The 24,174-nt window shown below is 72.7% G+C and carries 19 protein-coding genes; 15 read left to right on the forward strand and 4 right to left on the reverse strand.

What is annotated here, in order from left to right:
- Nucleotides 1-13 precede the first annotated feature (13 nt).
- Nucleotides 14-1,882, reverse strand: a complete 1,869-nt coding sequence (locus tag HZF07_RS14220; RefSeq protein ID WP_157342544.1) for a glycosyltransferase family 4 protein — start codon at nucleotides 1,880-1,882, stop codon at nucleotides 14-16.
- A 110-nt stretch (nucleotides 1,883-1,992) separates the two neighbouring features.
- Between HZF07_RS14220 and HZF07_RS14225 the strand changes: the two genes are divergently transcribed.
- From HZF07_RS14225 to wecB, 7 genes are all read left to right on the forward strand, one after another.
- Nucleotides 1,993-3,171 (forward strand): DegT/DnrJ/EryC1/StrS family aminotransferase, encoded by a 1,179-nt coding sequence (locus HZF07_RS14225; protein WP_181645200.1) that lies wholly within the window; start codon nucleotides 1,993-1,995, stop codon nucleotides 3,169-3,171.
- On the forward strand, nucleotides 3,168-3,767 hold the full coding sequence (locus HZF07_RS14230; protein WP_181645201.1) for a sugar transferase: 600 nt from the start codon (nucleotides 3,168-3,170) through the stop codon (nucleotides 3,765-3,767). The genes HZF07_RS14225 and HZF07_RS14230 overlap by 4 nt, the downstream gene beginning before the upstream one ends.
- The gene (locus tag HZF07_RS14235) at nucleotides 3,764-5,092 is read left to right on the forward strand and encodes a glycosyltransferase family protein (protein ID WP_157342545.1); all 1,329 of its coding nucleotides are present in this window, start codon (nucleotides 3,764-3,766) and stop codon (nucleotides 5,090-5,092) included. The genes HZF07_RS14230 and HZF07_RS14235 overlap by 4 nt, the downstream gene beginning before the upstream one ends.
- A gap of 113 nt (nucleotides 5,093-5,205) precedes the next feature.
- The gene (locus tag HZF07_RS14240; RefSeq protein WP_157342546.1) at nucleotides 5,206-6,942 is read left to right on the forward strand and encodes a polysaccharide biosynthesis protein; all 1,737 of its coding nucleotides are present in this window, start codon (nucleotides 5,206-5,208) and stop codon (nucleotides 6,940-6,942) included.
- A gap of 64 nt (nucleotides 6,943-7,006) precedes the next feature.
- Nucleotides 7,007-8,068 (forward strand): polysaccharide biosynthesis protein, encoded by a 1,062-nt coding sequence (locus HZF07_RS14245; RefSeq protein WP_157342547.1) that lies wholly within the window; start codon nucleotides 7,007-7,009, stop codon nucleotides 8,066-8,068.
- Entirely contained in the window at nucleotides 8,065-9,195 is a 1,131-nt protein-coding gene (locus HZF07_RS14250) for a polysaccharide biosynthesis C-terminal domain-containing protein (RefSeq protein WP_157342548.1), read from the forward strand. The genes HZF07_RS14245 and HZF07_RS14250 overlap by 4 nt, the downstream gene beginning before the upstream one ends.
- Nucleotides 9,192-10,331, forward strand: coding sequence for a non-hydrolyzing UDP-N-acetylglucosamine 2-epimerase (gene wecB, locus HZF07_RS14255; protein WP_157342549.1), 1,140 nt, complete (start codon nucleotides 9,192-9,194; stop codon nucleotides 10,329-10,331). The genes HZF07_RS14250 and wecB overlap by 4 nt, the downstream gene beginning before the upstream one ends.
- Before the next feature lie 6 nt (nucleotides 10,332-10,337).
- Here the strand turns inward: wecB and HZF07_RS14260 are convergent, their stop codons facing one another.
- The 3 genes from HZF07_RS14260 to HZF07_RS14270 form a co-directional block, all read right to left on the reverse strand.
- Entirely contained in the window at nucleotides 10,338-11,867 is a 1,530-nt protein-coding gene (locus tag HZF07_RS14260) for a glycoside hydrolase family 5 protein (protein ID WP_157342550.1), read from the reverse strand.
- Between the two features lie 64 nt (nucleotides 11,868-11,931).
- On the reverse strand, nucleotides 11,932-14,124 hold the full coding sequence (locus HZF07_RS14265) for a HelD family protein (RefSeq protein WP_157342551.1): 2,193 nt from the start codon (nucleotides 14,122-14,124) through the stop codon (nucleotides 11,932-11,934).
- 116 nt (nucleotides 14,125-14,240) lie between these two features.
- Nucleotides 14,241-14,990 carry an enoyl-CoA hydratase-related protein gene (locus HZF07_RS14270; RefSeq protein ID WP_309504744.1) on the reverse strand — a complete coding sequence of 250 codons (750 nt, stop codon included), beginning with the start codon at nucleotides 14,988-14,990 and terminating at the stop codon, nucleotides 14,241-14,243.
- Between the two features lie 62 nt (nucleotides 14,991-15,052).
- Between HZF07_RS14270 and HZF07_RS14275 the strand changes: the two genes are divergently transcribed.
- The 8 genes from HZF07_RS14275 to HZF07_RS14310 all read left to right on the forward strand — a co-directional run bounded on the left by HZF07_RS14275 (nucleotide 15,053) and on the right by HZF07_RS14310 (nucleotide 24,171).
- Nucleotides 15,053-16,546, forward strand: a complete 1,494-nt coding sequence (locus tag HZF07_RS14275; RefSeq protein WP_157342553.1) for a molybdopterin-dependent oxidoreductase — start codon at nucleotides 15,053-15,055, stop codon at nucleotides 16,544-16,546.
- Between the two features lie 293 nt (nucleotides 16,547-16,839).
- Nucleotides 16,840-17,976, forward strand: a complete 1,137-nt coding sequence (locus tag HZF07_RS14280) for an HNH endonuclease signature motif containing protein (protein ID WP_232523051.1) — start codon at nucleotides 16,840-16,842, stop codon at nucleotides 17,974-17,976.
- Nucleotides 17,977-18,240: 264 nt separating this feature from the next.
- On the forward strand, nucleotides 18,241-18,906 hold the full coding sequence (locus HZF07_RS14285; protein ID WP_157342555.1) for a fasciclin domain-containing protein: 666 nt from the start codon (nucleotides 18,241-18,243) through the stop codon (nucleotides 18,904-18,906).
- A gap of 17 nt (nucleotides 18,907-18,923) precedes the next feature.
- A complete protein-coding gene (gene sigK, locus HZF07_RS14290; RefSeq protein ID WP_181645202.1) occupies nucleotides 18,924-19,526 on the forward strand; it encodes an ECF RNA polymerase sigma factor SigK in 603 nt (200 codons plus the stop codon).
- Nucleotides 19,523-20,236, forward strand: coding sequence for an anti-sigma factor (locus HZF07_RS14295; RefSeq protein WP_157342556.1), 714 nt, complete (start codon nucleotides 19,523-19,525; stop codon nucleotides 20,234-20,236). Before sigK ends, HZF07_RS14295 begins: the two co-directional genes overlap by 4 nt.
- On the forward strand, nucleotides 20,233-22,188 hold the full coding sequence (locus HZF07_RS24500) for an FAD-dependent oxidoreductase (RefSeq protein WP_309504745.1): 1,956 nt from the start codon (nucleotides 20,233-20,235) through the stop codon (nucleotides 22,186-22,188). The genes HZF07_RS14295 and HZF07_RS24500 overlap by 4 nt, the downstream gene beginning before the upstream one ends.
- Entirely contained in the window at nucleotides 22,185-23,387 is a 1,203-nt protein-coding gene (locus HZF07_RS14305; protein ID WP_157342559.1) for an SAM-dependent methyltransferase, read from the forward strand. The genes HZF07_RS24500 and HZF07_RS14305 overlap by 4 nt, the downstream gene beginning before the upstream one ends.
- Nucleotides 23,380-24,171, forward strand: coding sequence for a DUF1295 domain-containing protein (locus HZF07_RS14310; protein WP_157342561.1), 792 nt, complete (start codon nucleotides 23,380-23,382; stop codon nucleotides 24,169-24,171). Before HZF07_RS14305 ends, HZF07_RS14310 begins: the two co-directional genes overlap by 8 nt.
- Nucleotides 24,172-24,174: the final 3 nt, after the last annotated feature.

Consider the following 24,174-nt stretch of genomic DNA (forward strand, 5'->3'; position numbering starts at 1 on the left):
GTGACGCGGGCCGTCAGGCGCCCAGGGACCGTTGGTAGACGTTCATCCGCCGGCCTTCGCGGGTCGTGTGCTCATGGCGGAGCTCCCACCCGTGCGAACGGTAGAAGCGGTTCACCTCGGCGTTGCGGTCCGCGTCCGTGCTCAGGTGGGCGGCGGTCGCGCCACGCGACGACGCCTCCTCCGTCCACCGTCCGAGCAGGAGTCCGCCGACACCGCGACCCTGGGCGGCCGGGTCCACGCAGATGGAGCTCAGCAGCGCGCCCTCCCCCGACTCCTCACCGCGGTAGAGGACGCCACGCACCAGGCGGACGACGCTGGACGGCCGTCGAAGCGCCGCCCGGGCGCTCGCGATCGCGAACCCGACCAGCTGTCGGCGAAGCAGCCGACCGAAGAACCCTGCGGGGGCGGTGGTGCCGACGACGATGCCCAGCAGGTCACCGCCCGCGTCGGCCACCACGGCCGTGACCGCGGTGTCGTCGTCCAGGAACCCGCGGTAGAACTCCCGCAGGAACGGCTCGCCCAGCGCGCTGAGGAAGAAGCTCGGGAACGCCCGCCTGTGCAGCGCTGCGGCCGCGCGCACGTCACCCGCCCGCATCCCACGCACCTGCAGACCACGCGCCGCGGACGTCCGGCCGCCGTCGGGCAGCGCGGCGGCGAGCAGCGACTCGACCCGGTCGATGCCCACGCCGGCCGCGTAGCCCCCGTCGTACGCGGCGCGGGCGGCGGTCCCCAGCGCGGCCAGCTCGGTGCGCCCGGCGGCGCACAGGCGCTCGAGGACCTCGGCCAGAGCGGCCGGGTCCGCGGCGGGAGCCACGAAGGCAGCACCGGTCGCAGCCGCTGCGTCGGCGAGGTCGCCGTCGGCGCTGACCACGAGGCACCTGCCCGCCGCCAGCCCGGCCTGGAACTTGCTCGGCATCGTGATGCGCGACAACGGGTGCGGGCTCAGCGCCACGAACGACGCGTCGGCCGCGGCCATCAGTCCCGGCATCGACTCCGGTGCCACTCGGCCGAGGAAGTCCACGTTGCGCACGCCGAGGTCGGCCGCCTGGCGCCGCAGGGAGTCCTCCTCGGCGCCCGAGCCCGCGATCAGGCACCGCAGCCGTGGGTCGCCGACCCGGGCACAGGCCTCGATGAGCACGTCCAGGCCCTGAGCACGTCCGAGGCTTCCGGCGTAGAGGAGGACGACGTCGTCGTCGGCCAGGTCGACGCCCGGGACGACTCGGGACTCGGGCCCCGCGCCCAGCGGCGCGGGCCAGAGCTGTTCGTCCGCCCACAGCGGCACGTAGGCGAGCTTGTCGCGCGGGACGCCGCGCGAGGCCAGCACGTCGACCACTCCGGGAGAGTTGACGGCCACCGTCGCGGCGCTGCGGTACATGCGCGCGCACCATGCGCTGACCGCGGACTCCACCGCCCGGTGCGCGGCGCCCTCGCCGCCGAACCCCCCGGCGGTGACCGTGTCCGGCCACAGGTCGAGCACGTGCACGACGACCGGCACATCGCGACGATGGTGCAGCCACCACATCGTCGGAGCGACCGTGATCGGCGAGTAGTTCACCCAGAGCACGTCGATGTCGCGCAGCGCGTCGACGCCGAGGATGAGGGACGAGGCACCGAAGCTGCCGTAGTTCAGGAGCCTGCGCGCCATCGACGCGTCGTGGCTCGGGTAGAGCCAGGTACGGCGGACGCGGACTCCGTCACGCTCCTCGTCCGCGCGGGCCGAGAGCCGGTAGCCGTCGGCGAGATGCCCGCTCGGATAGTTCGGGAACCCGGTCAGCACGGTGACCTGGTGACCGCGCTCGACGAGTCCGCGCGCGAGTGCGCCCGGCAACGCGGCCGGCCCCGGCTCGGGGTCGTACCACTGGGTCAGCAGGCCCACGCGCACGGCGACGTCCTCGTGTTGGTTCGGGGGGAGACGGGCGGCTGATTAGTCTAGGCAGGTCGGCGCCCTGTCCGGCCACGACACCACGCGCAGGAGAGGCGGACGAACCCACCGTGGCGAGCCCCAGCCCCGATCACATCCCGTTCGCCCTTCCCGACATCGGTGAGGCCGAGATCGAGGCGGTCGTCAGCGCTCTGCGGTCGGGCTGGTTGACGACCGGCCCGAACGCCGCGGCGTTCGAGTCGGAGTTCTCCGCCCAGCTCGCCTCGATCGGTGGCGGAGAGGTCACTTCGATCGCCGTCAACTCTGCCACCGCCGGGCTCCACCTGGCGCTCGAGGCCTGCGGGATCGGACCGGGTGACGAGGTGATCATCCCGGACTGGACGTTCACTGCGACCGGGGAGGTCGTCCGCTACCTCGGCGCGGACGTCGTCGTCGTCGACGTCGATCCCAAGACGCTCAACGTCGACCTGGCCGTCGCCGAGCGGGCGATCACGGCACGCACGAAGGCGATCGTGCCCGTCCACTTCGCAGGCCTGCCGGTCGACCGGACCGCACTGGCCGACCTCGCGAGCGCGCACGGGCTCCGCGTCGTCGAGGACGCCGCGCATGCCCACCCCGTGGTGTCGGGAGGGCTGCCGGTCGGCACCGGCACCAGCGACGCGGTCGTCTTCAGCTTCTACGCGACCAAGACGATGACCACAGGGGAGGGCGGCATGGTCACCGTCCACGACCCGGATCTCGCGCGCCGGATCCGCACGATGCGCCTCCACGGCATCTCCCGCGACGTGTTCGACAGGTACCGCTCCACCGTGCCGTCCTGGCACTACGAGGTCGTGGCACCCGGGTTCAAGTACAACCTGCCCGACCCGGCAGCGGCGATGGGCCGGGTGCAGCTGAGCCGGGCGGCGACGATGCTGTCGGCGCGCCGATCGATCGCCACCCGGTACGCCGCCGCGTTCGCCGACCTCCCGGTCACCCTGCCCGCCGGCCTCGACCTGCCCGACGACCAGCACGCCTGGCACCTCTTCGTGCTCCGGCTCAACGACGACGCTCCGCTCGAGCGGGACGCGTTCATCCAGCGGATGGCGGACCTCGGCGTCTCGTGCAGCGTGCACTTCATCCCGCTGCACCTGCAGCCCTACTGGCGTGACACCTACCGGCTCGACCCCGCGGACTTCCCCGTCGCGCACGACAGCTTCGCGCGCGCCGTCAGCCTCCCGGCCTTCTCGTCGATGACCGACGAGCAGGTGCAACGGGTGATCGACGCCGTGCGCGAGGTCCTCGGGTGACCCTCGATCCCAAGCGCCTGCTCGACCTGGTCGTCTCGGCGGTGGGCCTCGTGCTGCTCTCGCCGGTGCTGGCCGTGGTCGGACTCGTCGTCCGCTGCGACAGCCCCGGCCCCGCACTGTTCCGGCAGCAGCGGGTGGGACGCGGCGGTCAGCCGTTCACGATCCACAAGTTCCGCACCATGCGCGTCGACGCCGGCGGACCCCTCGTGACGGTCGGCGGCGAGAGCCGCATCACCCGGTCCGGGATCGTGCTGCGGGCATCGAAGCTCGACGAGATGCCCCAGCTCTACGACGTCCTGCGCGGTGCGATGAGCCTCGTGGGGCCACGGCCCGAGGTGGCCGAGTACGTCGCACTGTGGCCGGCCGAGCACCGCGACCTCATCCTCTCGGTGCGTCCGGGCATCACCGACCCGGTCTCGCTGGAGCTCCGCGACGAGCAGGGCCTCCTGGCCGAGCAGGACGAGCCGGAGACCTACTACCGGGAGGTGCTGCTGCCGTGGAAGGCCGAGCACTACGCGGCGTACGTCCGCGGTCGCACGTTGCGCGGTGACCTGGGCATCATCGCCCGCACGGTCTGGGCCGTGGTCCGCCGATGACCGCCGCCGACCAGCTCCGGGTGCTGGTCGTGAACGGCGAGAGCATGCACTCCCCGTCCCCGACCGGCGTCACGCTGAGCACCGTGCTGGGCGGGCTGCGCCCGGACCAGGTCCTGGAGCTCACGCTCTCGCCGGGCGCGCCCGCGGAGGACGGTCGAGCGCCGTCGCTCCTCCTTCCCGGATCGGTGTTCCCGCTGCGCCACCTCGCCCGCCGGTTCCTCGGAGGTGCCGGCGTCGCCGCGGCCGTCAACCAGCAGGTGCGGGACGCCGAGCTGGCCGGTGACAGCGCCCGCGCTCGTGGGCGCACCCGTCTCCGCGCACTCGGCAACGCCTACCTCGACCTCGGCCCGGTGCGGCTGCCCCGCCGCTACCGGGCAGCGATCCGCGACTTCGCGCCGCACGTCGTCTACACGGCTGGATGCACGATCGGCATCAACCGGCTGGCGCTGGCCGCCGGACGCGTCGCCGGGGCCCCGGTGCTCATGCACTACCTCGACAACTGGCGGGAGAGCCTGTACGCCGAGTCCGCGACCTGGCTGCCCCGGCGTGCGCTGGCGCGCTCGGTGCGTCGGGTCGAGGCAGGCAGCGGGTCCGCCCTGGTGATCAGCGACCGCATGGGCGAGGCATACGGAGGCGGCCGCCCGGTGCGCTACTTCACGCTCATGAACGCCGCCGAACCGGCACCCGCCTCGTCGCCGCCCCCGCGTCGCCCGGACGCGCCCCTGCGCGTCGTCTACACGGGTGGCCTGCACCTGCGGCGCCATGAGTCGATGCTGGTCGTCGAGGAGGCCGTCCGCGAGCTGCGGGACGCCGGGACACCGTGCGAGCTGGTCATCCACCTCTCCCCGAAGGACGACTGGCTCCGCCCCCGCTTCGATCCGGCGACCACGACGTTCGCGCCGTACGTCGCCCACGACCAGCTGCCGGAGGTGTACGCCGCAGCGGACGTCCTCGTGCACGCGGAGAGCTTCGACCCCGCGGTCCGGACGTTCATCCGCTACTCGATCTCCACCAAGATCTCCGAGTACCTGGCTGCCGGACGCCCGATCCTCTGCTACGCACCGGCCGGCACCGCCCTGCAGGACTACGTCTCCTCCAGCGGCGCCGGACTCGCACCCACGTCGCCGGACGACCTCCGGCACGACCTGCGCCGCCTGGCGACGGACCCCGGCCTGCGAGCGACGATGGGCGCCGAAGGCCGCCGCGTCGCGCACGAGCGGCACACGCCGGAGGCGGCGCACGCGACCTTGGAGGCAGCGATCAGGACCGCGCTGTCCTCGCGAGGGCGCACTGCGGAATCCGGACGCGAGGCCGGGTCGCGGTAACATCGCGGCGCCGTGTCGCGCCGCGCCGCGTCGTGGTTGCGAGAGCGAGGGAAGGGAAGGTCGTCGTGCCGATTGCGACGCCAGTGCCTGACAGCGCACAGGCGCGTCGAGCCATGCTGGCCCTGTGGGACGTCGCGTGCTGGACGCTCGGCACCCTGATCGTGCTCGGCGTCAGGCACGACTTCCAGATCCCGGAGATCACGTGGGAGTCGGTGCTGCGCTACATCGTGACGGCGGCGGCGCTGATCTTCGGGATCGGCTACGCGACCCGCTTCTACCGCGGCCGCTACGTCGTCGGCTCCTTCGACGAGGCCATCGGGCTGGGTGCCCACCTGTTCGCCGTGGCTGTCGTGACGATCGCGACCTACCCCGTCATCAACCCCGCCCTCCCGCGCAGCGTCGCGGTGCTGACCCCGCCGCTGGCGTTCCTCGGATCGGCCGCCGGGCGTTGGATCTACCGAGCGGTCCGGGACCGCGGCGTCACCGCGGGCGCCTCCGACCAGGTCCACCGGGTGCTCGTCTACGGCGCCGGCGAGGCCGGTGGCCAGGTGCTGCGGCTGATCCGCGGTGACCTGAGCGGCACCTACTCCGCGGTCGGACTCCTCGACGACAACCCCCGGAGGCGACACCTGCGTCTGCAGGGCGTGTCCGTGCTCGGCTCGGGCGACGACCTCGAGCGGATCGCTGCTGAGCACGACGTCGACGCGGTGATCCTCGCCGTCCCGGAGGCGTCGGGAAGGTTCATCGGCGCGTTCCAGGCCCGGGCGCGGCGCGCCGGCCTGGAGTTCCTGGTGCTGCCGTCGCTCAGCGAGCTGATGGGTGCCCGGGTCGTCGCCACCGACATCCGTCGCGTGGAGATCTCCGACGTGCTCGGCCGGCACCAGGTCTCGACCAGCCTCACCGACATCGCCGACTACCTCAGCAACAGACGCGTGCTCATCACCGGGGCCGGCGGCTCGATCGGCGCGGAGCTCTCGCGCCAGGTGAACCGGTTCGGGCCGTCGTCGATGATCATGCTGGACCGCGACGAGTCGGCCCTGCACGCCGTGCAGCTGGAGATCTTCGGACACGGCCTCCTCCAGGGACCCGACACGGTGCTCTGCGACATCCGCGACATCGAGCCGCTGCGCGCTGTCTTCCGCGAGCACCGGCCGGAGATCGTCTTCCACGCGGCGGCGCTCAAGCACCTGCCGATGCTCGAGCGGTTCCCGGACGAGGGCTGGAAGACCAACGTGCTGGGCACCCTGAACCTCCTCGAGCTGGCCGAGGAGTTCGACGTGCAGCGGTTCGTCAACATCTCGACCGACAAGGCCGCCGACCCGACGAGCGTGCTCGGATCCACCAAGCGCACGGCGGAGCAGCTGACCTCGTGGCACGCGCAGCGGACCGGCCGTCCCTACATCAGCGTCCGGTTCGGCAACGTCCTCGGCTCCCGCGGCTCGATGCTTGCCACCTTCACGCGCCAGATCGAGCTCGGCGGACCCGTCACCGTCACCCACCCGGACGTCGAGCGCTACTTCATGACGATCCCCGAGGCCTGCGAGCTGGTCGTCCAGGCGGGCGCGCTCGGCGCGTCGGGCGAGGTCATGGTGCTCGAGATGGGCGAGCCGGTGAAGATCCTCGACGTCGCCGAGCAGATGATCGCCCTCACGGGTCGCCACGACATCGAGATCACGTTCACCGGCCTGCGCCCGGGCGAGAAGCTGTCGGAGCAGCTCTTCTCCGGGTCGGAGCGTCCGCGCCCCACCGGCCACCCGCTGATCCGCGCGGTCGACGTCACCCCGCTGTCCCCGGAGCAGCTGACGAGCCCGCCCCAGACGCCGCGCGGTCAAGAGCTCCGGGAGCACTGACCCGCTTCAGCGCCGCGACGCGCGCGCCACCTCATTCCACGCCCGGACCACGAAGGAGTCTCCGATGACCACACGCCCGCACACCGGGCCCGCCCAGCCCGACGAGCGGTCGCTCGACGGCACGACCGTCACGATCACGGGCGGCACCGGGTCGTTCGGGTCGGTGATGGCGCGGCACCTCCTGGAGGAGGGTGTGGCTCGCGTGCACGTCTTCAGCCGGGACGAGGCGAAGCAGGACCTGATGCGCCGCTCGTTCAACGACGACCGCCTCCGGTTCTTCCTCGGCGACGTGCGCGACATCGACAGCATCGCTCCGGCGGTCTACGGCGCCGACTACGTCTTCCACGCCGCGGCGCTCAAGCAGGTGCCCTCGTGCGAGTTCTTCCCCCAGCAGGCCGTCAAGACCAACGTCACGGGCAGCCACAACGTGCTCCAGGCATCGGCGGCGGCCGGCGTCCGCTCGGTCGTCTGCCTCAGCACCGACAAGGCGGTCTACCCGGTCAACGCGATGGGCATGTCCAAGGCGCTGATGGAGAAGACGGCGCAGGCCTTCGCCCGCAACAACCCCGAGTCGCCGATGACGGTGTCGGTGACCCGCTACGGCAACGTCATGTACTCCCGCGGCTCGGTGATCCCCGCCTTCATCAGCCAGATCCGCGCCGGTCAGCCGCTGACGCTGACCGCGCCGAACATGACCCGCTTCCTCATGTCCCTGGCCGAGTCCGTGGACCTGGTGAAGCACGCGTTCCTCCACGCCCGGCCAGGCGACCTCTTCGTCAAGAAGGCACCGGCATCGACCGTCGACGTGCTCGCCCGAGCCGTGTGGGGTCTCTTCGGCGACGACGACCCGCAGCTCCGGGTCATCGGTGTGCGGCACGGCGAGAAGCTCCACGAGACCCTGCTCTCGCGCGAGGAGTTCGTGAAGGCCGAGGACCAGGGCGACTACTTCCGCGTGCCGATCGACGATCGTGACCTGCAGTACGAGAAGTACTTCAGCGAGGGCGAGGGCGAGGTCACGCACGAGGAGGACTACAACTCGGCCAACACCGACCGCCTCGACGTCGCGGGCACGACCGACCTGCTGATGACGATCCCCGAGGTCCGCGAGGAGCTGGCGCGCCGATGAGGATCGTGGTCACCGGCGCCGACGGCTTCCTCGGCTGGCACACCAGGTGCCGGCTGCACGCGACCACCGACCACGAGGTGGTGCCGGTCGGCCGCGCCGAGTGGGCGGACCTGACCGCGCTCGTGGCAGGTGCCGACGCCGTCCTCCACCTCGCGGGCATCAACCGGGCCCCTGACGACGAGCTCGTCGCGGGCAACCGCGGTCTCGCGGAGGACGTCGCCGCCGCGATCGCGGCCGCCCCACGGCCGCTGCGACTCGCGTTCGCGAACTCGACGCAGGTCGGCAACGGCACGGCGTACGCCGACGGCAAGGAGCAGGCCGCCGCCGTGCTGCGCGCCGCCGCCGAACGGACCGGGTCCAGCTTCGTCGACGTCCTGCTGCCCAACCTCTTCGGCGAGCACGGGCGGCCCGGCTACAACTCGTTCGTCGCCTCCTTCGTCGACGCCACGGTGGCCGGGGCGAGCCCGAGCATCAGTGACCGGACGATCGGGCTGCTGCACGTGCAGCGCGCCGCCGCCGCGATGATCGCCGCGATCGAGGAGACCGCTCCCGGAACAGTCGGCCAGGTGAGCCCGGAGCCCGTCGCCACGTCGGTGCAGCAGGTGTGGGACACCCTCCAGCGCTTCCACACGACGTACGCCACCACGGGGGACGTCCCGGACCTGAGCGGACCTCTGGACACCGACCTCTTCAACACCTACCGGGCCGCGCTCTTCCCCGCCGGCTACCCGATCGCGCTGGCGCCGCGCGCCGACCAGCGCGGTCGTCTCGTCGAGACCGTCCGCAGCCACGGAGCCGGCGGCCAGACGTTCGTGTCGACCACCGTGCCCGGGGTCACCCGCGGCGAGCACTACCACCTGCACAAGATCGAGCGCTTCGTGGTGCTCAGCGGTCGCGCGACGATCGCGCTGCGCAGGCTCTTCACCCGCGAGGTCGTCGAGCTCGAGGTCACCGGCGACGAGCCGGTGCTCGTCGACATGCCCACGATGTGGGTGCACAACATCACCAACACCGGCGACACCGAGCTCCTGACGGTGTTCTGGACCGACACCCTCTTCGACGCCGACAACCCCGACACCCACCCGGTGCCCGTCGCCGGTGCCGCCGAACTGGAGCAGACCCGATGAGCGAGAGCGCGATCACCCGACGTACGAAGGTGATGACGATCGTCGGCACCCGGCCCGAGATCATCCGCCTCTCGGAGGTGATCAAGCGGCTGGACCGCACCGTCGACCACGTGCTGGTGCACACCGGCCAGAACTACGACTACACGCTCAACGAGATCTTCTTCGACGATCTGGGGCTGCGGGCCCCCGACCACTTCCTCGGCGTGGACACCTCCAGCCTGGGTGCCGTGCTGGGCGGGGTGCTCGTGAAGACCGAGGAGGTGCTGCTCGCCGAGCGGCCCGACGCCCTGCTCGTGCTCGGGGACACCAACAGCTGCATCGCCGCGATCATGGCGAAGCGGATGCGGATCCCCGTCTACCACATGGAGGCGGGCAACCGGTGCTTCGACGAGAACGTGCCGGAGGAGACCAACCGGCGCCTCGTCGACCACGTCGCGGACTTCAACCTCGTCTACACCGAGCACGCCCGGCGCAACCTCCTCGCCGAGGGGCTGCACCCCCGGCGCATCCTCAAGACCGGCTCGCCGATGCGGGAGGTCCTCGAGGCGCACACCGAGGCCATCGCCGGCTCCGACGCGCTCGACCGCCTCGGCCTGACGGCCGGTGAGTTCGTGCTCGTCAGCGCACACCGCGAGGAGAACGTCGACAACCCCGAGCGGCTCGGCGCGCTCCTGGACTGCCTCGAGGCGGTGCACCGCTCCTTCGGCAAGCGGGTGCTCGTCTCGACCCACCCCCGCACGAGGAAGCGGCTGGACGCGCTCGGCCGCTCGACGGAGGGGATCGAGTTCCACGAGCCGCTGGGCTTCCTGGACTACAACCACCTCCAGGCGAAGTCGTTCTGCGTCCTCTCGGACTCCGGCACGATCTCCGAGGAGTCGTCCCTGCTCCGCTTCCCGGCCGTCACGCTGCGCGACTCGATCGAGCGGCCGGAGGCGCTGGACACCGGCGCGATCCTGATGACCGGGCTGGACCCGGCCAACGTGGTCGAGGCCGTCGGCGTCGTGACCAGCACGCCGCGCGGCGACTGGCTGCTGCCCGACGACTACGCGATCGCCAACTGCTCCGAGCGCGCGGTCAACTTCATCCTGTCGACCCAGCGCCGCCACGCGCAGTGGGCCGGGCTCCGGACGACCTGACCGGGCTCAGCCGATCCGCAGCCGGAACCTGTCGGCGACGCAGCCGCGCAGCACGACGTTGCCGAGGTGGCGGGTACGGCGCACCTCGGTGACGCCCGTGACCCGCACCCGCTTGCCGGCGAACCGCTGCGGCACGAAGACCTGCAGGCCGCAGCGGTCGGCGCCCGCGGCGTACGTGCCGCGCAGCTCGAGGCGGCCGGTGCGGCCGTTCGAGGTCAGCTCGGTGATCCGGCCGGGCACCGCGCGCGGGACGGGGCGGGACAGCACCTGGCCGAACTCGGCCGGGATCCCCGTCGCCTTGTCGCCGGGGCAGGAGAAGCGGACCAGGCTCTGCGAGATCGGCCCGGGCTGGCCACCGGGAGCCCCGATCATGTGGGGGTTGCCGCAGGCCTGCTCCCAGACCCACCAGGCCCCGCCGTAGGCGCGCTCGTCCTCGGCGGCCGCGTAGTCCTCGACCTTCGTCGCGGACTCGGCGGGGTCGGAGGGGAAGAAGCCCCACTCGCCCGACCACACCGGCACGCCGTGGTCGGCAGCGACCTCGGCGGCGTTCTTGAAGCCGTCCGGGATCGTGCTGGCGTTGAGCGACCCGGAGTAGACGTGCGGCGCGAAGACGAGGTTGCGGTCCCGGGAGAAGCCGGGCTCCGGCGTCGCCCACTTCCCGGTCGCCGACCACATGACGCTCGGCTCCCAGAAGACGATGTGCGAGAAGCCGCGACCGGCGCGCTCGCCCCGGCGGATCGCGGTGATCGCGCGATCGTAGAAGCGGCCGAGCCCGGTGGTGTCCATGAGGTTGTCGCCGAAGCCCGGCTCGTTGAGCAGGTCGAAGCCGGCGACGTTGGTGTCGCGGGCGAAGTCCCGGGCCAGCCGGCCCCAGGTCCGCACGAGCTGGCCCTGGATCCCGGCGGTGTCGTCGTAGAAGTGCTGCCAGGCCGCGCGGACCGCGGGCGCGAGCTCGCGCTCCAGCGTCGTGCAGGTGGACGCACCGTCCGTGATCGTCGCCCAGGCGGGGGCGCCGTCCCAGCCGTTGTTCGGGCGGGTGCCCTCCGGGCAGGCCGTCCCGATCGGGGTGTCGACCGCGAGGCCCCAGGCGTCCTGGTGCATGTCGATGATCGAGTACATGCCGTAGTCGGCGGCCCAGCGGACCGCCTGCCTCACCTTCGCGACGTACGCCCTGTCGTAGGCGCCGCGCGTGGGCTGGAGCTCGGACCAGCTGACGAGCAGCCGGACGGAGTTGAAGCCGAGCCGGGCGATCCGCTTGAAGTCGCCGCGGTCCTGGTCCAGCACCGCCGGGTAGGCGGGGTTGGGCTGGTAGTACTCGGCGAGGCCGTTGACGTTGACCCCGCGGAGCAGCACCTGCGCGCCGTCCGCGCTGCGGATCACCGCCCGCCTGCCGTGCGTCGCGTGCAGCGCGGGGAGCGCCGTGCCTGCCCGCACCGTCGGCTCGTGAGGCGCCGCCGCGTCGGTCGCGGGCAGGCCGCCGGCCAGGACAGCGCCGGCGGCGAGGACGGACAGGGCGAGGGAGGTGACGCGCTTCACGCGCGCATCCTCTCCCGGGGACCGGCTCCTGGCTACGAAACCGGCGCAACCTGTCCGTAAAACTTCAGGACAGGGTGGTGAGCAGCTGCGTCGCCCGGGTCAGCACGACGTAGAGCGTCGCGCGACCGGTGGCGGACTCGTCCTCGATCTCTTGCGGCCTGACCACCACGATGCCGTCGAACTCCAGGCCCTTGGTGTCCAGGCCGGTGAGCACGACCACGCGGTCGTCGCCGGAGGGCGGCACGGCCGAGTCGATCGCGGCCCGCGCACCCCGGGCGTCGTCGGCCCGCTCGGGCCAGGACGCCAGCCACGCGTTGACCTCGGAGCGCCGGGCGACCGGCACCACGATGCCGATGGTGCCCTCGACCTGGTCCGCGATCTCGGCGACGGCGGCGCGGGTCGCGGCCTCGAGCTCCGCGTCGGAGATGCCCGCCCGGACGTCGGGCTCGGTGCCGGTCCGCCGGACGGCGGTCGGCAGGTCGGCGTCGAGACCGACCCGCTCGGCGTACGCCGCGGCATGTGCGTAGATCTCGGCCGAGTTGCGGTAGTTGGTCGAGAGGTGGAACTCGTGGACCTGCTTGCCCTCGAGCGCCTCGGCGCGCGCCGCAGCGGCCTCCTCGGGCACCGGCCAGGACGACTGCGCCGGGTCGCCGACGATCGTCCAGGTGGCGGTGCGACCGCGGCGGCCGACCATGCGCCACTGCATCGGGGTGAGGTCCTGCGCCTCGTCGATGAGCACGTGGGCGAAGGGGTCGTCCTCGATCTTGTGCGTCGGCGGCGCCCAGGCCCGGCCCGCCGGCGCGAACTCGCGGTCGGCGACCGTGAAGAGCTCCTGCATGTCGTGGCCGCCCTCGAGCAGACCGGTGTCGGCGAGCTCGACCTCGTCGTCGGTGCGCGCCGGCACGTCGCCGATCGCGTAGCGGAGCTCGTCGACGAGCGGCACGTCCTCGACCGACAGGTCGGCGCCGTCGCCCCACGACTTGATGAGCAGCCGCTGGTCCTCGGCGCTCAGCACGCCGTCGCTGACCCGGGCCAGGAACTCCGGCTCGCGCAGCCACCCGAAGACCTCGGTCGCGTCGAGCGGCGGCCACCAGCCGGCGACGAAGTCGAGGAACGCCTGGCTCGAGAGCATCTCGTCGTCGAACGCCTCGCGGCCCCGCTCGCGACCGCGCTCGCCGCGCACCTGGCGCCACATCGCGTCGAGCAGGGTGCCGGGCACCCGCGGGAGCTGGCGGTTGCGCCGGCCCTGGGACATCAGGTTGCGGCGGATCGCGCCGAGCTGGTTGCGGTCGAGCACGATCGTGTCGTCGCGCCAGAAGACCCGGAACTCCCGCGGGCTGCCGGGCGGCTGCTGCCGCGCCGTACGCCGCATCAACTCGGCCATGCGTGCCGCGCCCTTGACGTCGGCGACCGCCGGCTCGTCGTGGCGGAGCGCGCGGAGGCCGTCGACGACCTCGCCGAGAGATCGCAGCGCGACGGCGGTCTCGCCGAGGCTGGGCAGCACCCGCTCGATGTAGCGCATGAAGACGCCGCTCGGTCCGACGATGAGCACGCCGCCGGACTCGTAGCGCCGCCGGTCGGTGTAGAGGAGGTACGCCGCGCGGTGCAGGGCGACGACCGTCTTGCCCGTGCCGGGACCGCCGGAGATCGCGACGACGCCCCTGCTGGGGGCGCGGATCGCCTGGTCCTGCTCGGCCTGGATGGTCGCGACGATCGAGTGCATCGAGCGGTCGCGGGCCCGGGAGAGCTGCGCCATGAGCGCGCCCTCGCCGACGATGGGGAGGTCCGCGCCGGACTCGGCGAGCGCCTCGGCGTCGAGCAGCTCGTCCTCGACGCCGACGACCTCGCGGCCCGCGGACCGCAGCACCCGGCGGCGGATCACGCGCTGCGGCGTGGCCGCCGTCGCCTGGTAGAACACCGCGGCGGCCGGGGCGCGCCAGTCGATCAGCAGGGAGTCGCGGTTCTCGTCGCGCAGCCCGATCCGGCCGATGTAGCGCGGGTCGGGGTCGAACTCGGGGTGCAGGTCGAGGCGGCCGAAGACCAGGCCCTCGTGCGCGGCGTCGAGCTGCGCCATCCGGCGCGCCGCCTGGAACACCATGGCGTCCCGCTCGACCAGCCCACCCTCGTGGCCGAGCCGGCCACGGCTGTGGCCCTCACGGGCCAGCTCCTGGGCGGCCTTCGCCGACTGCTCGAGCTGCCGGTAGACCCGGTCCACGAACGCCTGCTCGGTCGCCACCTCGCGCGACTCCTCGGACAAGCCCGACTCCCCCTCATCCACTGCTGCCGCCTGATCCGGCAAGTCGTCAAGCGTACTCGCTCGCACCCCCGATGGCGTCCTTGCCGGACGATTCCTGTCCGGTGGGGTTCCGGAGGCTACTTGCCCCGGGAGAGGAACGCCGTCATCGCGGCCTTCGCCTCGTCGGAGGCGAACAGCCGCGCGGAGAGGTCGGCGAGCTCTCCGCCCCGCTCGTCGATCCGCGCCAGCAGGTCACGGTTGAGGATCCGCTTGGACTCGCGCAGCCCTTGCGCGGCCCCGGTCGCGAGCGAGGCGCAGATCTCGCCGACCGCGTCGTCCACGGCGTCGGCCGGCACCGCCCACGTCACCAGGCCGTACGCCGCCGCCTCGGTGCCGGTGAACGTCTCGCCGCCGAGCGTGGTGAGCGCGGCCGCGCGCGGGTTCATCCGGTGGTGGACGGTCAGCGAGATGATCGCCGCAGCGAGCCCGAGCTTGACCTCGGTGAGCGCGAAGGTCGCGTCCTCGCTGGCGATCACGACGTCCGCGGCGGCGACGATGCCGATGCCGCCGGCCCGGACGGGTCCGGCCAGCGCGACCACGACGGGCTTGTCCATGGCCACGATCAGCCGCTGGAGCTCGACGATGCGGTGCGCGCCCTCGGCCATGCCGCCCTCGGTCGCCTCGGAGAGGTCGGCGCCCGAGCAGAACACCCGGTGCGCCGAGGTCAGCAGCACGACCTTGACCTCGGGGTCCGCCTCCGCCTCGCGCAGCCGCTCGAAGAGCTCGGTGACGAGCTGCCGGGAGAGCGCGTTGCGGTTGTGCGGCGAGTCGAGGGTGATCCGGGCGACGGCGTCCGCCGTCCTCTCCAGGTGCACGAGCTCAGGCATGCGGCTCATCCTGCCGCATGCTCGGACCCGTCCGTCCGGGAACCGGCTACGAAGCACTGGGCATGAGCAACCGCCTGCTGTCCTTCGGACTCGGTGTCCTGGCCGCCCTCGTCGGCGTCGCCGCCGGGCACCTCGCGGCGGCGCTCACGACGCCGGCCGCGTCTCCCGTGCTCGCCGTCGGCTCCGAGGTCATCGACCTCACGCCGACGCCGCTGAAGGAGTGGGCGGTGCGCGAGCTCGGCACCCGGGACAAGCCGGTGCTGGTCGGCTCGGTGCTGGTCGGCGTGCTCGTGCTGGCCGGGATCGCCGGGCTGCTGGCCCGTCGTCGCTTCCGGTACGGCGCCGTGCTGCTCGTCGCCCTCGTCGCGGTCCCGGCCGTGCTCGCCTCGTCGGTGTGGCCCAGCGTCGTGGCCGGGGTGGTCGGCGTCCTCGCCCTGTTCGTCCTGACCCGGTCGGCCGCCCCCGTCCCCGCCCCGGGCGACGGACCGAGCCGGCGGGCCGTGCTCGTCGGCGTCGGCTCGGTGGCGTTCGCGGGGGTCGCGATGGGTGCCGCCGGGCGCTGGATCACGTCGTACCGCACCCGGGTGGTGGCGGTCTCGCTGCCGGCGCCGGCCTCGTCCGCCACGGACTTCCCCGCCCGCGCCCTCGACTCCCGGGTCCCCGGCATCACGCCACTGCGCACGCCGACCGCGGACTTCTACCGCGTCGACACCCGCCTCGCGCTGCCGGTGGTCGACCTCGACGGCTGGACGTTGACGATAGACGGCGATGTCGAGCGCTCGGTGACCTACTCCTTCGACGACCTGCTCGCGATGCCACTCATCGAGCGCGACATCACGCTGACCTGCGTGTCCAACGACGTCGGCGGCCGGTACGTCGGCGGCGCGCGCTGGCTCGGCGTACCGCTCGGCGACCTGCTGTCTGCCGCGGGCATTGCGGGCACGCGGGCCGACCAGATCCTGTCGACCGACGTCGACGGCATGACGATCAGCACCCCGCTCTCCGTCGCCACCGACGGTCGCGACGCGATGATCGCGGTCGGCATGAACGGCGCCTCGCTCCCGCGTGAGCACGGCTTCCCTGCGCGGATGGTGGTGCCGGGGCTGTACGGCTTCGTCAGCGCGTGCAAGTGGATCACCCGGATGACGCTCACGACCTACGCCGAGCAGGGCGCCTACTGGACCCAGCGCGACTGGGCCACCGATGCGCCCATCAAGATCGCCAGCCGGGTCGACACTCCCCGGCCCCTGTCGACGGTCTCCCCCGGCCGCACGGTGATCGGCGGCATCGCCTGGGCGCAGCACCGGGGCGGCGTCACCGCCGTCGAGGTGTCCGTCGACGGCGGCTCGTGGTCTCCCGCCCGGCTGGGCCCGTCGCTCGGCGAGGACTACTGGCGGCAGTGGTACCTCCCCTGGACCGCCACCCCCGGCCGCCACACCGTCTCCTGCCGCGCCACCGCCGGCTCCGGTGAGGTGCAGACCGCCACTCGCGCGGCGCCCTTCCCCGACGGGTCGTCAGGGCTCCAGGAGATCGTGGTGCTGGTGTCGGACGGCTGACCGTGGCTTGCGGGTCCGTTGGGGTGGGCCGCCGCAAGGCAGCAAAGCGGGGACGGCGGGCGTCGGGTTGCGGCTGCTTCCCGGCTCTCCGGCCGGCGGCCTTGCCCTCAGAATGTATTCGTCACGGTTGTCCACATACCGGGCAAACACTGGGTTCTGGGGCTCTGACTGTCGGTGGTCGGTGCTTGGATTTCTCTATGACAGCGATCGCCACCCCGAGACACCGAGTGTCGGTGGCGACCGCGCATGTCCACCAGGAGCTGGACGCCGTCAATGATGCTTCGGTGTGGTCGATGGACGAGTCCGAGACCGCCGCCACGCTCGTCGGCCTCGCGCGGGCGAGGGCGAAGCTCGCCGAGCTCGAAGCCCGGGTCGCCGCTCACGCCGACGACCTCCAGATCGGCCAGGACGTCGCCGCATCGTCGGCCGCGAACTGGCTGGCGCACCAGACCAAGCAGACCCGCGCCGAGACCCACCGGACCGTGCGGCTCGGGCACGACCTCGAGCAGCACCCGCTCACTAGGGACGCGCTCGCCGCCGGCCGGGTCTGTGTCGACCAGGCCCGCGTGATCATCCAGGCCGTCGACCGGCTCCCCGCCGAGGCGCGGTCCCGGGCCGAGCGGCACCTGCTGGCCGAAGCCGCCCACCACGACGCGAAGACCCTGGGGATCCTGGGCAAGCGGCTCTACGAGGTCATCGACCCCGACGCCGCCGACGCCCACGAAGCCGCGCTCCTGGAACGTGAGGAGGCCGCGGCGATGCAGGCGTGCCGGCTCACGCTGCGCGACGACGGCCACGGCACCACCCACCTGCGCGGCCAGATCCCCACGTTCCACGGCGCCGCGCTGCGCAAGATGCTGGCCGCGCTCACCGCCCCCAAGCACCAACGCGCCACCCACGGCGCGGGTGTCGAGTGGGTGCCCGGCCCGGAGGCGATGGGGCAGGCGTTCTGCGCTCTGATCGAGCGCTTCCCGGTCGAGCAGCTGCCGAAGCTGGGCGGCCTCACCGCCACCCTGGTCGTCACCATCACCGAGGACTCGCTGTTGGGACGCGTCGAGCGCGCCGGCCTCCTGGACACCGGCGACCGCATCTCCCCCGGCGCCGCCCGCCGGCTGCTGTGCGAAGCCGGCGTCATCCCGGTCGTCCTGGGCGGTGACTCGATGCCGATCGACGTCGGGCGGGAGCGGCGGTTCCACCCGAAGTACCACCGGGTCGCGATCCTCACCCGGGACCAGGGCTGCCGCGCCGAGGGCTGCGACCGCCGCCTCGGGCTCCACACCCACCACGTAGACCGGTGGGCCGACGGAGGGACCACCACCGTCGGCCAGGGCATCGCGCTGTGCCCGTGGCACCACTCCCGCATCCACGACACCACCTACGAGACCACGAAGCTGCCCTCCGGGAAGGTCGCCTTCCACCGGCGGACGTAGACCGGAGATCTTGATCCACCAGGTGCACCAGAAGCTCCGCTCAAGCACCTGCGCGCCCGACCGAGGTCGGCGTCCTCCCGATAGGCGCCGAACTCGTCCGGAGGCGGCCGGGTCAAGGGCGGCGAAGCCGGCGAAGCGAACCCTTGACGCGGCCGCCGGAGGACGAACAATGAGCGCCCCGGGAGGACGACGACACCGGCACCAATCCGATCCCGGACCAGCACCGAACAACCGGTGTCCAGACCGAACCGGGAAGGCACCACCATGAACCGCTCCCTCCGACGTACGACTGGTCTCGCCGCACTGGCGCTGACCGCGACCCTGGGGCTCGCTGCGTGCAGCGACGACGGGGACAGCAACGACACGGCAGCCGACGACAGCTCGATGTCGTCGGACATGTCCACCACGCCGAGCGACGACATGAGCTCGTCGGACGACATGGGGTCGTCCGACATCGCCGCGCAGACCTTCGGGTCCGGCTGCTCCGCGATCCCCGCCGACGGGGCGGGCTCGCTCGACGGGATGGCGACCGAGCCGGTCGCGACCGCGGCGAGCGCGAACCCGCTGCTCACCACGCTGGTGACGGCGGTCGGCGAGGCCGAGCTCGTCGACACCCTCAACTCCGCCGACGGGATCACCGTGTTCGCGCCGACCGACGACGCGTTCGGGGCGGTCCCGAAGAAGGACCTCAACGCGCTGCTGGCCGACAAGGACGCACTGACCAAGGTGCTCACGTACCATGTCGTGCCTGGCCAGCTCACGCCCGACCAGCTCGCCGGGACCCACAAGACCCTCGAGGGCGAGGACCTCGTCGTCGAGGGCTCGGGTGAGGAGTTCACCGTCGGCGCGAACAAGGCGGCGGTCATCTGCGGCAACGTCCCGACCGCCAACGCGACTGTGTACGTCATCGACGGCGTACTGATGCCCTGATCGACGAGGTGACCCGAGTGGAACACATCAGGCGCCTGGGTGGTGACGCCCCTCTCCCTGAGGACGGGGCGTCGCCACCCGACCTGGCCGACCTGCTGAAGCGGGCCGGCCGGGCCGACGAGACCGCCTTCGCCGCCCTGTACGACGCCACCGCGGCGCGCGTGCACGGCCTGGCGCTCCGGGTCGTGCGCGACCCGGCCCAGGCCGAGGAGGTCACCCAGGAGGCGTTCCTCGAGATCTGGCGCACCGCGAGCCGCTTCGACCCCGCCCGGGGCAGCGCGCTCGGCTGGCTGCTGACGATCACCCACCGCACCGCGGTGGACCGGGTCCGCTCAGCGGAGGCGAGCAGCCGCCGCGACTCGTCCTACCACCAGCAGAACCAACCGGTCGACCACGACACGACCGCCGAGGCCGCTCAGGCCTCACTCGAAGCACACCGGGTCCGCTCAGCGATGGCGACCCTCACCGAGGTGCAGCGCGAGGCCGTCGGCCTCGCCTACTTCGGTGGCTACACGCACACGGAGGTGGCGAAGATGCTCGACCTGCCGGTCGGCACCGCCAAGACCCGCATCCGAGACGGCCTGATCAGGCTCCGCGACGCGATGGGGGTCGGCTCATGACCGAGATCCACGCCCTGTCCGGCGCCTACGCCGTCGACGCGGTCGACGACCTCGAGCGCGCGGCGTTCGAGCGCCACCTCGCCGAGTGCGCGGAGTGCCGCGCCGAGGTCGCGAGCCTCCGCGAGACCGCGGCCATGCTCGCCGAGACCACCGCCGCCGCACCGCCGAGCGCCCTGCGCGACCGGGTGCTCGCCGACATCACCACCATCCGCCAGCTGCCGCCGGAGGTGCCGACCGCCCAGCCGGTACGCCGCCACCGCGTCCGACTGCTCGTCGCGGCTGCCGCCGCGGTCGTGCTGGTCGGCGCCGGCACCGCCGTCGTCGTCACCCAGCCCTGGGCCGACGAGACCCGCCCGCCGTCGGCCACCGTGCAGGTGCTCGAGGCTCCCGACGCCCAGAGCACCACGCTCGAGTTCCCCGGCGGCGCGTCGGCCACGGTCACGCACTCCGACGAGCTCGACCGGGCGGTGCTCCAGACCGAGGACATGCCGCCACCGCCGGAGGGCAAGGTCTACCAGGTCTGGCTCGACCAGCCCGGCAAGGGGATGGTCCCGGCCGGGGTCATGCCGGTGGAGGAGGACCAGACCCTGCTCCTCGAGGGCGACGCCGCCACCGCCACCGGCGCCGGCATCACCGTCGAGCCGGAGGGCGGCTCGCCGGCGCCGACGTCGGAGCCGATCGCGCTCTTCGACTTCGGGCGCTCCGCGTGAGGCGACGCATCGCCGTGGTCGGCTCCGGCGTCGCCGGACTGACCGCGGCGTACGTCGCGTCGCGCACGGCCGAGGTCACGCTCTACGAGGCCGACGACCGGCTCGGCGGGCACGCTGACACGCACCTCGTCGACGACGGGGCGGACGGGCTCGCGATCGACACCGGGTTCATCGTCCACAACGAGCGCACCTACCCGACGCTGCTGCGGCTCTTCGGCGAGCTTGGGGTCGCCACCCAGGACTCCGAGATGTCGATGTCGGTGCGCGACGACGCCACCGGGCTGGAGTACGCCGGAGCGCTCGGGCCCCGCGGCCTCTTCCCTGCGGGCCGCAACCTCCGCAACCCGGCGTACCTGCGGATGCTGGCCGAGGTCCCGCGCTTCCACCGGCTGGCCCGCCGGCTCGAGGACGACGTCACGCTCGGCGACTTCCTCGCGCGGCACGGGTTCTCGGCGTACTTCCGGCGGCACTTCATGGAGCCCCTCGTCGCGGCGGTGTGGTCGTGCGACCCGGCGGTCGCGCTGGAGTACCCGGCTCGCTACCTCTTCGCGTTCCTCAGCCACCACGGGATGCTCAGCGTCACCGGCTCGCCGCAGTGGCGCACCGTCACCGGAGGCTCGCGCACCTACGTCGAGCGGGTCGCGGCCGTGCTCGACGAGGTCCGCACCGGCACCAAGGTGACGTCGGTGCTCGAGACGCCGGACGGCGTCGAGATCACCGACGGCAACGGCGTGGTCACGGCCTACGACGCCGCGGTGGTGGCCACCCACCCGAGCCAGGCGCTCGCGATGCTCGCCGAGCCGACCCCGCTGCAGCGCGAGGTCCTGGCCGCGATCCCCTACTCGCCCAACGTCGCCCTGCTGCACACCGACACCAGGCTGCTGCCGGAGACGCAGCACGCCCGGGCGTCCTGGAACTTCCGGCGCCCGACCGAGGACCTCGGCCACGTCGTCGTCACCTACGACCTGACCCGGCTCCAGCGGCTGCCCACCGACACCCGCTACCTCGTCACCCTCGGCGGCGAGCACCTCGTCGACCCGGCGCTGGTGATCGACCGGATGGAGTACGAGCACCCGCTCTACACGCCCGCGTCGGTGGCCGCGCAGGCGCGGCTGCCCGAGATCGACACCGACCGGCTCGCGTTCGCCGGCGCCTACCACGGCTGGGGCTTCCACGAGGACGGGGCGCGGTCGGGGCGGGCGGCGGCCGAGCGGCTCGGGCTGGAGTGGCCGGGTGCTTTCGAGACGGGACCTCGTCCGTCCTCGACCGCCGCGCGGACCTACGCGACCACGATCCGGCACACCCGGCGGACGCCGTGGAGGCGGTCGTTCACGCACCGTTCGCACACCTGGGTCGTCGACCTCGACGACCTCCCCGACCACGGCGTGCTCGGGCGGTTCGAGGGGCGCGACCACCTCGGCGACCCGGAGCGCAGCATCCGGGACAACCTCGCGCGATTCCTGGCGCTGCAGGGCATCGAGCTCGGTGCCGGACAGGTCCTGATGGCGGCCCACCCCCGCGCGCTCGGCTTCTGCTTCAACCCGATCACGGTCTTCTGGGTGACCCCGGAGCACGGCGACCCGTGTGCGGTCGTCGAGGTGCACAACACCTACGGTGACCGGCACGCCTACCTCGTGCACCCCGACGCCCAGGGCCGGGCCCGCACTGGGAAGGCGATGTACGTGTCGCCGTTCCACGGCACCGACGGCGCCTACGAGCTGGCGGTCCCGGTGCCCACCGACCGCCTCCACGTCGCGGTCACCCTGCACACCGCCGACGGAGCCACCTTCAGTGCGTCGCTCTCCGGGCACCGGACCGACCACCGCGCCTGGCGCGCCGCGCCCGAGGCGCTCCGCGGCGCCGCGCTGATCCGCCTCCACGGGATCGCGCTGTGGCTGCGCCGCCTGCCGGTCCGCCCCCGCCCCGACCACCACCAGGAGGGAGTCCGATGACCCTCGCGCCCGACCGCCAGGACCTCGCGTGGCCCGGCCTCGACCGGCTCCCGTCGGGGCCACGCGCCGCCGTCTCCGCATACGTCGCCCGCCAGCTCTTCCACTCGGCGTTCCGACGGCTCCCCCTGACCGACGACGCCATCACGATCCACCGCCCGGACGAGTTCTTCGCCCGGCTCGGGCGCGACGGGCTCATCGGCTTCGGCGAGGCGTACCTGACGGGCGCCTGGGACGCCGACGACCTGACCGGCTTCCTGACCGTGCTCGCGACGGAGGTCGCCGACCTGGTGCCCCGGCCGCTGCAGCGGTTCCGCGGGCTCGTCGCGCCACGTACGCCGTCCGGGCACCGGCCGTCCGAGGACCACACCCGCGAGCTCATCGCGCACCACTACGACCTGTCCAACGACCTCTTCCGCCTGTTCCTCGACGAGACGATGAGCTACTCCTCCGCGCTCTTCGACACCTCGACCGACCTGGTCACGGCCCAGCACCGGAAGATCGACCGCCTGCTCGACGCCGCCGGCGTCGGCCCCGGCACCCGGGTGCTCGAGATCGGCACCGGCTGGGGCGAGCTGGCGATCCGTGCGGCCGGCCGCGGCGCGACGGTCCGGACGATCACGCTCTCGACCGAGCAGCAGGCGCTGGCCCGCGAGCGGATCGCCGCCGCCGGGCACGCCGACCGCGTCGACGTCGAGCTGTGCGACTACCGGCACGTCTCGGGCGAGTACGACGCGGTGCTCAGCGTCGAGATGGTGGAGGCGGTCGGGCACGAGTACTGGCCGGCGTACTTCCGGACCCTCGACCGGGTGCTCGCGCCCGGCGGCCGGGTCGGGATCCAGGCGATCCTGATGCCGCACGACCGGATGCTCGCCACCCGCGGCAGCTACACGTGGATCAACAAGTACATCTTCCCCGGCGGCTTCCTGCCCTCCGCGCAGGTCATCGACGAGGTCTGCGCCGAGCACACCTCGCTCGGCGTGACCGGCCGGCTGTCGTTCGGGCTCGACTACGCCGAGACGCTGCGCCTCTGGGACGAGACCTTCCTGGCCCGGCGCGACGACGTGCTCGCCCTCGGCTTCGACGAGACCTTCATCCGGATGTGGCACTTCTACCTGGCCTACTCCCGAGCCGGGTTCGCTTCTGGTTACCTCGACGTCCAGCAGCTCGTGCTCGACCGCGTGAAGGGACCCCATGCCTGACCTCCTCGTCGTCGCCGGCCTGTCCCTGACCGCCGCAGCGCTCGTGATGACCCTGACCACCGTCTGGGCGACCCGCGCCGGCCGGGTCTCGGTCGTCGACGTCGCGTGGGGGGCCGCCCTCACCCTCGTCGCGCTGGTCTGTGCCGTCCTCGGCGGCACCTGGCAGTGCTGGCTGCTCTTCGTCCTCGTCGCCGCGTGGGCCGGCCGGCTGTCCTCGCACATCGGCATCCGCTCGCGCGGGCACGGCGAGGACCCGCGCTACCGGGAGCTCATGGGCGGAGAGCTGTCCGAGGTCGGCGTGGCGCACGCGGTCCGCAAGGTCTTCTTCGTCCAGGGCGCCGCGGTCTGGCTCGTCTCGCTCCCTCTGCAGGCAGCGGCGGTCTCCGGGCTCGAGTGGACGTGGGCGGTCTGGGCGGGCGTGGCGCTCTGGGTCGTGGGCGTGACGTTCGAGTCCGTCGGTGACGCGCAGCTCGCGGCATACAAGCGCGACCCCGACCGCGGCCCCGTGATGGACCGCGGCCTGTGGGGCTGGACGCGGCACCCCAACTACTTCGGCGACGCGTGCGTCTGGTGGGGCCTCTGGCTCGCCGGCGGCCTGGCCTCCGGCTGGCTCGCCGCTCTGGTCACCGTGCTCTCCCCGGTCGCGATGACGGTCTGGCTCGTCTGGATCACGGGCGCCCGGCTGCTCGAGAAGACGATGATGCAGCGGCCCGGCTACCCCGAGTACGCCGCCCGCACGTCGATGTTCGTGCCGCTGCCGCCGAGGCGCCGCGCCGCTGCGTGACAG

It is taken from the genome of Nocardioides agri (assembly GCF_013778305.1).
Classification (GTDB): Bacteria; Actinomycetota; Actinomycetes; order Propionibacteriales; family Nocardioidaceae; genus Nocardioides; species Nocardioides agri.